The sequence below is a fragment of the Methylobacterium sp. WL120 genome, from assembly GCF_008039465.1.
Classification (GTDB): Bacteria; Pseudomonadota; Alphaproteobacteria; order Rhizobiales; family Beijerinckiaceae; genus Methylobacterium; species Methylobacterium cerastii.
This window is the reverse complement of sequence record NZ_VRUT01000216.1, coordinates 1-6,242: the sequence shown is the minus strand read 5'-3', so window position 1 is coordinate 6,242 and position 6,242 is coordinate 1. Positions and strand designations below refer to the sequence as shown.

Below are 6,242 nucleotides of genomic sequence, written 5' to 3'. Positions count from 1 at the left end.
ACTCAATAACGCCATGTCGATCACTCCATGACCCCCCGACCAAAAAGCCAGGGGTGGGTTCAGACACGGGTCACTTCTCGATGGAAACTTCCGGCTCCGCCGGGTCAACTCTCAGCGGAAATCAACAATCAGCCTCTTACTCGGCACAGCGGTCCGCGCTTGCCCATTCTTTTGGCCTTGGTCAGATGCGCCGGAAAGCGGTTCCTGAGGGCGTAGAAGCCCCCGAGGCAGCTCCGAAGGCCCGCGGGCGCAAGAAGGTCGCCGAGCCAGCCTGAAGGCTGCTCAGCGGGTCTCTTCGGAACATCGACGTGTCATACGCTCTTGGCGAGGCCATGGACCACGGCCTTGCTGTAATTTTTAGCTCTGATTTCTAGGCTGATGTATTGTCTGTTGACCAAATACGGGTATAATAGAGATGGTCTTATTCCATCTACTGATATATAACTCAAGCGCGCCTCGAAAGGGCGCGTTTTTTTGTTGTCCGTCATGGATATGACCGGAGCCGCCGTTAGGTAAACGACGAACGCCCCAGGAGGCTTGCTCCTGAGGCGCTGCTTGACCTAGCGGCCAGTCTGATCGGGCTGGGGACGCTCAAGCCAAGGGAATGGCCCGACGGTCCTAGTAGGTGCCAAACTTGTAGTTGATGCCAGCGCGGGCGAGGCTGCCCTCGGTCGAGATGCGCGAGATGTAGCCGAGGCCGGGACCGCCGGTCGTGCCAACGAGCAGGTTGCGGCTGCCAAGGTCGTAGCGGATGTACTCGCCCTTGATCGTCACGGCGCTGGCGCGGAAGAAGTTCAGGAACGACTCCGTCGGCAGCGCGTACTCGATGCCGCCGCCGTAGGCGTAGCCGGTCTCCATGCTGGAGCGGCGGGCGGCATAGGTCACCGGCGCGCCGGTCTGGAAGGTGACGGACTGGGTCACGTCGCCGTAGGCGAAGCCGCCGGTGCCGTACACGAACACCCGGTCGAAGGCGTAGCCGATGCGTCCGCGCACGGTGCCGAGATAGTTGAGTTCGGTGCGGTAGCTGTTGATCAGGACGTTCGGGTTGAAAGCGGTGTTGGTGGTGTTCTGGACCTGGTTGCGGCTCAGGTCGGTGTACTGCGCGTCGGCCTCGACGCCGACGACGATGCCGGAGCCCGGCGTGAACTGGAAGTTATAGCCGATCTGGCCGCCGCCGCTGAAGCCTTCGGTTGCCATGTTCACGGACGGACGGCGGAGGTTGCGGTCGACGTTGAGCTGAAGGTTAGCCGGTGCGGTCGGGGTACCGACGGCGCCGAGGTTGTTGATCCCGGTGGTCCGGATCGTGTCGCTCTCGGTGAAGGCGTAGCCCGCGTTCACACCGACATAGAACCCGGTCCAGGTGAACACCGGCACCGGCGTGAACACCGGCGGCGGAGCGCGGCGCGGAAGGTCCGCGGCACCTGCGGCGGCAGCAAGGGTCACCGAAGCGACGGCGGCGAGGGCGACGGACTTCAGCACGGGCGGCATCCGGGGTTTGTGACTAGTATGACCCAACCAGTAGCCTTGGAGTGATTGTCTGCGATATGACTTATTAGCAACACTCGGTCGAAGACTATTTCTCAATGTCCAAACAACTCTTTGGGTCCGCACATACGTTTGGTCAGATAAAACCATCCGTTAGGGAAGCACTTTTTTTCGTGGCGATACCTAGCGTTCGAAATCTCACGGATGGAGCCCACACCCTGGGTCCGCTCCCGACTTTTGCGGAAACTGGAAAAGTCTGCTCGGGGCTAATTGGCGAGCGAGAGGCAGCGCAACGCTTTGATCAGGTTCTTCAGGCAGTCTTGCCGCCTATCGAGATCTATAAGGCAAGAGGCTGGACGAGAACGATGCGGATCGTATCAGGCGGCGGAGAGGAAGCCAGGACGATCCAGCTGTCGGAAGTGCTTGGCTCTTTAAGCCATGCCCTCGATCTGACGGAAGGTCAGCCCGTCGGGCACTGCGTGCGCTCGACATGGGTCGGCTTCAACATCGGCCGAGTGATGGGCCTACCAGATCTGCAACTCTGGGAACTCTACCACACGGTGATGCTGAAGGACCTCGGGTGCTCCAGCAACGCCGCGCGCATCTGCGAACTCTATCTCTCGGATGATCTCAGCTTCAAGCGTGACTTTAAGACGGTAAGCGACAGCCTGCCGAAGGTGCTGGGCTTCGTCTTTTCTCACACGGGTCTCAAAGCAGGCCTGACCGAACGATTTCGTGCCGTTCTCAACATTCTGCAGAACGGTGGAGCGATCACTGACGACCTGATCCAGACCCGCTGCCAGCGTGGTGCCGAGATCGCCCGTCAGCTTCGTTTCCCCGCCAGCGTCTGCGAGGCCATTCACGCACTTGATGAGCACTGGAACGGTGGTGGTCGTCCAGACCGTATCGCTGGTTCCGCAATCCCTCTCTATGCGCGTGTGGCCCTGCTCGCCCAGGTGGTGGACGTGTTCCACACCGCCGCCGGCCCCGCGGCTGCGATCGCCGAAGTCCGGGCTCGCTCAGGCACGTGGTTCGATCCTCAGGTCGTTGCCTGCTTCGAGGCTGTCGCGGCCGATCCCAGCTTCTGGGAAATCCTAGCCTCGGACCAAGTCGAGGCAGCGGTGCTCGCCCTGGCACCGGGCAGCCCTATCGTCGTGGACGAAGACTACCTCGATGATATCGCCCGTGCCTTCGCACAAATCATCGATGCCAAGAGCCCCTTCACCTCCGGCCACTCGGAGAGGGTCGCGGTCTACGCGGACATGATTGCGGCCGAACTTGGCTACACATGGGAACGCCGCCGCTGGCTCAAGCGAGCCGCACTTCTGCACGATGTCGGCAAACTCGGTGTCTCGAACGCGATCCTCGACAAGAACGGGAAGCTGGACGATGCAGAGTGGCGTGACATGCGCAATCACGCCTCGTTGTCTGAGACCATCCTGGCCCGCGTCCCGGTGTTCCACGAGATGGCCTTGATCGGCGGCGGCCACCACGAACGGCTGGACGGCAAGGGCTACCCGCGCGGGCTGAGTGGCGATGCGATCGCCCCCGAGACCCGCATCGTCTCGGTAGCCGACGTGTTGGATGCCTTGACCGCGGATCGACCCTACCGGGCCGCCATGTCGCTTGAGAAGGCGCTCGACATTATGCGCGCAGATCTCGGCACATCGTTCGACCCGGTCTGCTTCGCGGCGCTGGAGCGTGCGCTCGCCTCGATCGAGGGCGATCTTGCTCGGGCGGCTTGAGCCCCGCCGCCGCACATTAATCCCATGAGCTACCGAACCGGGACCATTGCGTTGGCTTGGCTGTAAGCGACCCCGCCGCGGGGTGATGCAAGTCGCGATGCCAGAACGATGACGGCACGCACCGGCCAGCCGATGGCAGGCGATCCCAAGGTACGGAGGCACACCGAAGCGAGGATGGGGCCGATCATGGTCTGAGTTTCCTGGCAGGAAAATAGGTGGCTGGAGACCGCTGGTTAGGTGCCTCTCCTGTTGCTCCTAGAATGCCTCAGGCAACGATACAGGCTGGTAGGAAATTCGATTGCATTTGATACAACCGTATTTTCAACTTTTAGATGTATTATCTCGCGATTGCGCTTGCGAACTTGAGCTATACCGCCTTCGGTCGCCCGACCAAGCCACGACGCTGCCTATTGTTGGACCGCCCGGCGGATCTTCAGGGAAGGAATGGGGCTGGAGCGCCCCGGCAACAGGGTTAATGAAGCGTTGCCGTTCGCCTCTTGTTCCCGTTGTGGAAAACCCGCGAACCGGTCAGTTTGGCCCTTGTAGCGGGGCACATCATGCACATTCGAGCCGGGGAGCGGCTGCGTCTCACACTGTGGGGCGCGGGGAGCCGCGCTATGGTCAGTCTCAACACCTACGCGGTGACACAGCCTGCGCTGGAGGGGCTCGATCCAACGGAGGACGGCTTCCACCACGACGTCACGTCGTGGCTGCATGACGGCTTCAACACCCTGACGGTCGTGCTAATGGGGGCGCCGGGCGAGGTGCCGTTCCGCATGGTGGTCACGCATGGCGACCAGGCCGAGCACGTGCTTGATGAGGCCGACTTTCTGCCACTGGCAACACCATGGCGGCTCTGGACGCTCCGCATCGAGCGGGTACTGGTGCCCAGCCAGCATCTCTCTGGCCTTGGTCACACCCACCCAAAGCAGGTGGGCATCGATCAGATCATGCCGAGTGGTGTAGGGGGCGGCATGTCCTTGCGCGTCGACCAGATCAGGGCACCAGCTTCGTTGGTCAGCATCGCCACACCGATCCCGCCTTCAAGGATCGCCTCAGCGAGAAACCTCCCTTGAGCGATCGCCTGATCCCCCGAGTTCGCCTCGATCTGAATGCGCTGTGTCTCGATGCGCCCACCATCATCGCGGGGACGACGCAGGATCCAAAGTTCGAACCTAGAGATGGGCACGGCTACGAGCTGTGGCATGACGGCAATTCGTAAAACGATCTGTTTCGCAATGACATAGTGAAACCGGCGGGTTCATGGCTCTTTTTGAACTTTTAGGGCCTTCTTCTTCGAGAAACACGCCGAGACAGGATCACTCGTGGTTCGAGCCGATCTCAGTCCATGACGGTATCAGGATGTGATCGCGTGCCAATTCCTCAGCGTCAGCTCGCTGCATCGATCCGAACAGCCCCGCATATCGCGGATCGGTACGCGATCGCTGCCTTCGTCTTGGATGAGAGCACGGTGGTTTCGCCCTGCAATCCGTTCTCGCGAACCAGCATCGGTGCCCAGCGCCAGATTTGGACCGGATACCAGCGCGAGTTCTACTTCTCGAACGTCGCCTCGCTTGGCCTGACGTGTTTGCTGAATGCCTTGCACGCACGTCCAGATGACGAGGCGATTGTTCAGGAGATCCTGCAGGCCGATGGCTGCCGAGCCTACGTTTATCACCATGGCGACGGCTGTCAGATCGTGGGAGCCGTGCTGCATGCCAAGGGGACCGGAGCCCTGCCGGTGATCAAAACGCTTTCACGAGGTGACCGGCGGGGCAGGGGGCAAGGATCAGCGCTTCAGCTTGACCTATTCGCGGTCGGGTAGAGCCCGCCAAACAGGTCACACATCGCCTCGCGCCGGAACACGGTGCGCCAGCGTCAGCGCCGATGCTCCAGGCGATCGTGGTTCACATGGCCGAGGAGATGCGAAGCCGCTGGCGTTAGCCAACGACCAAGCGCAGCTCAGGACTCCCTGAACCTGAAACGCGAACGCAGTTGCGGCCCGATCTCTTGGCTTCGTAGAGAGCGGCGTCGGCAGCACGAAACAGCCCTGCGGGTTCCATCGCAACTGCCTCGGGGATCTGGGCCAACCCGCAACTCACCGTAAGCACCGCGTGATTGCTACTGGCATGAGGGAGCTTCCAGCCGGCCACAGCCTGTTGGATGCGGCTGGCGACGATCCTGGCGCCCTCCTTGTCCGTATCGGGCAGGATGACCGCGAACTCCTCGCCGCCGACGCGGTAGCCGGTATCACCAGAACGGCCGATGACCGCCTCAATCGCCCGAGCGATGAGCTTCAAGGCTTCATCGCCTCTCTGATGCCCGTAACGGTCATTGAACCCCTTGAAAGAGTCTGCATCTAGCAGGATCAGCGAGAGCGGCTGTGAGGTTCGCACCGCGCGCGACCATTCCCGAGCGAGAACCTCATCGAAGCGACGACGATTGGACAAGCTGGTCAGCCCATCCGTCGTTGCCAACAGTTCAAGCTCGACGTTGAGGGCGATCGTAGCCACCTCGGCAGCGCGTCGCCGATCGAGTTCGCAACGGAACAGCCACGTTAGCCCTATGGTGGCTCCGCAGAGCGCCAGTACGGTTCCACCAAGGGCGAGGGCTTTCTGCCACCAGTCCGCATAGATATCCGCCGGCGGGATCGCGGTGCTGAGTTGCAGGGGCTGATCTCCGACATGGGTGAACACGAAACGGCGCTCACCCTCCCCGACCATCGCTGGGCCGACGAAGCTGCCGTTTTGGTGGGCCAGGATACGCTGATAGCTCGGCTGCTCGGCAACGCTTTCGCCCAGCAGCTGCTGGTCAGCCCCCATTGAAGTGGTCCGCCCTTTGGTATGGCTTTTGAGCCTGGAGGACGGACGAGATGGCAAAACACCCGAAGCCCGAGGAGATCGTCGCGAAGCTCCGTCAGGCGGACGTGCTGATCTCACAGGGCCAGAGCGTGGCCGATGCAATCCGCGCGCTCGGTGTGAGTTCGGTGACGTACTACCGGTGGCCGCGTGA

At 61.6% G+C, this 6,242-nt stretch carries 5 protein-coding genes and 1 pseudogene; 4 read left to right on the top strand and 2 right to left on the bottom strand.

Annotated elements, in window-relative coordinates; translation table 11 throughout:
* Positions 1-618: 618 nt before the first annotated feature.
* Complete coding sequence (locus FV229_RS24485; RefSeq protein ID WP_147754445.1) at positions 619-1,479, bottom strand: outer membrane beta-barrel protein; 861 nt, start codon at positions 1,477-1,479, stop codon at positions 619-621.
* 371 nt (positions 1,480-1,850) lie between these two features.
* Here FV229_RS24485 and FV229_RS24480 point away from each other — a divergent pair, with 371 nt between their 5' ends.
* The 3 genes from FV229_RS24480 to FV229_RS24470 all read left to right on the top strand — a co-directional run bounded on the left by FV229_RS24480 (position 1,851) and on the right by FV229_RS24470 (position 5,055).
* Positions 1,851-3,230: an HD-GYP domain-containing protein gene (locus tag FV229_RS24480; protein WP_147754444.1), complete on the top strand. Its 1,380-nt coding sequence runs from the start codon at positions 1,851-1,853 to the stop codon at positions 3,228-3,230.
* Between the two features lie 617 nt (positions 3,231-3,847).
* On the top strand, positions 3,848-4,306 hold the full coding sequence (locus FV229_RS24475) for a hypothetical protein (protein WP_147754443.1): 459 nt from the start codon (positions 3,848-3,850) through the stop codon (positions 4,304-4,306).
* 296 nt (positions 4,307-4,602) lie between these two features.
* Entirely contained in the window at positions 4,603-5,055 is a 453-nt protein-coding gene (locus tag FV229_RS24470) for a hypothetical protein (RefSeq protein ID WP_147754442.1), read from the top strand.
* A gap of 115 nt (positions 5,056-5,170) precedes the next feature.
* On the opposite strand, the gene FV229_RS24465 is transcribed toward FV229_RS24470, so the two are convergent.
* Complete coding sequence (locus FV229_RS24465) at positions 5,171-6,052, bottom strand: diguanylate cyclase (RefSeq protein ID WP_147754441.1); 882 nt, start codon at positions 6,050-6,052, stop codon at positions 5,171-5,173.
* A 50-nt stretch (positions 6,053-6,102) separates the two neighbouring features.
* On the opposite strand from FV229_RS24465, the pseudogene FV229_RS24460 reads away from it, so the two are divergent.
* Positions 6,103-6,242, top strand: a pseudogene (locus FV229_RS24460) (IS3 family transposase); the annotation flags it as partial.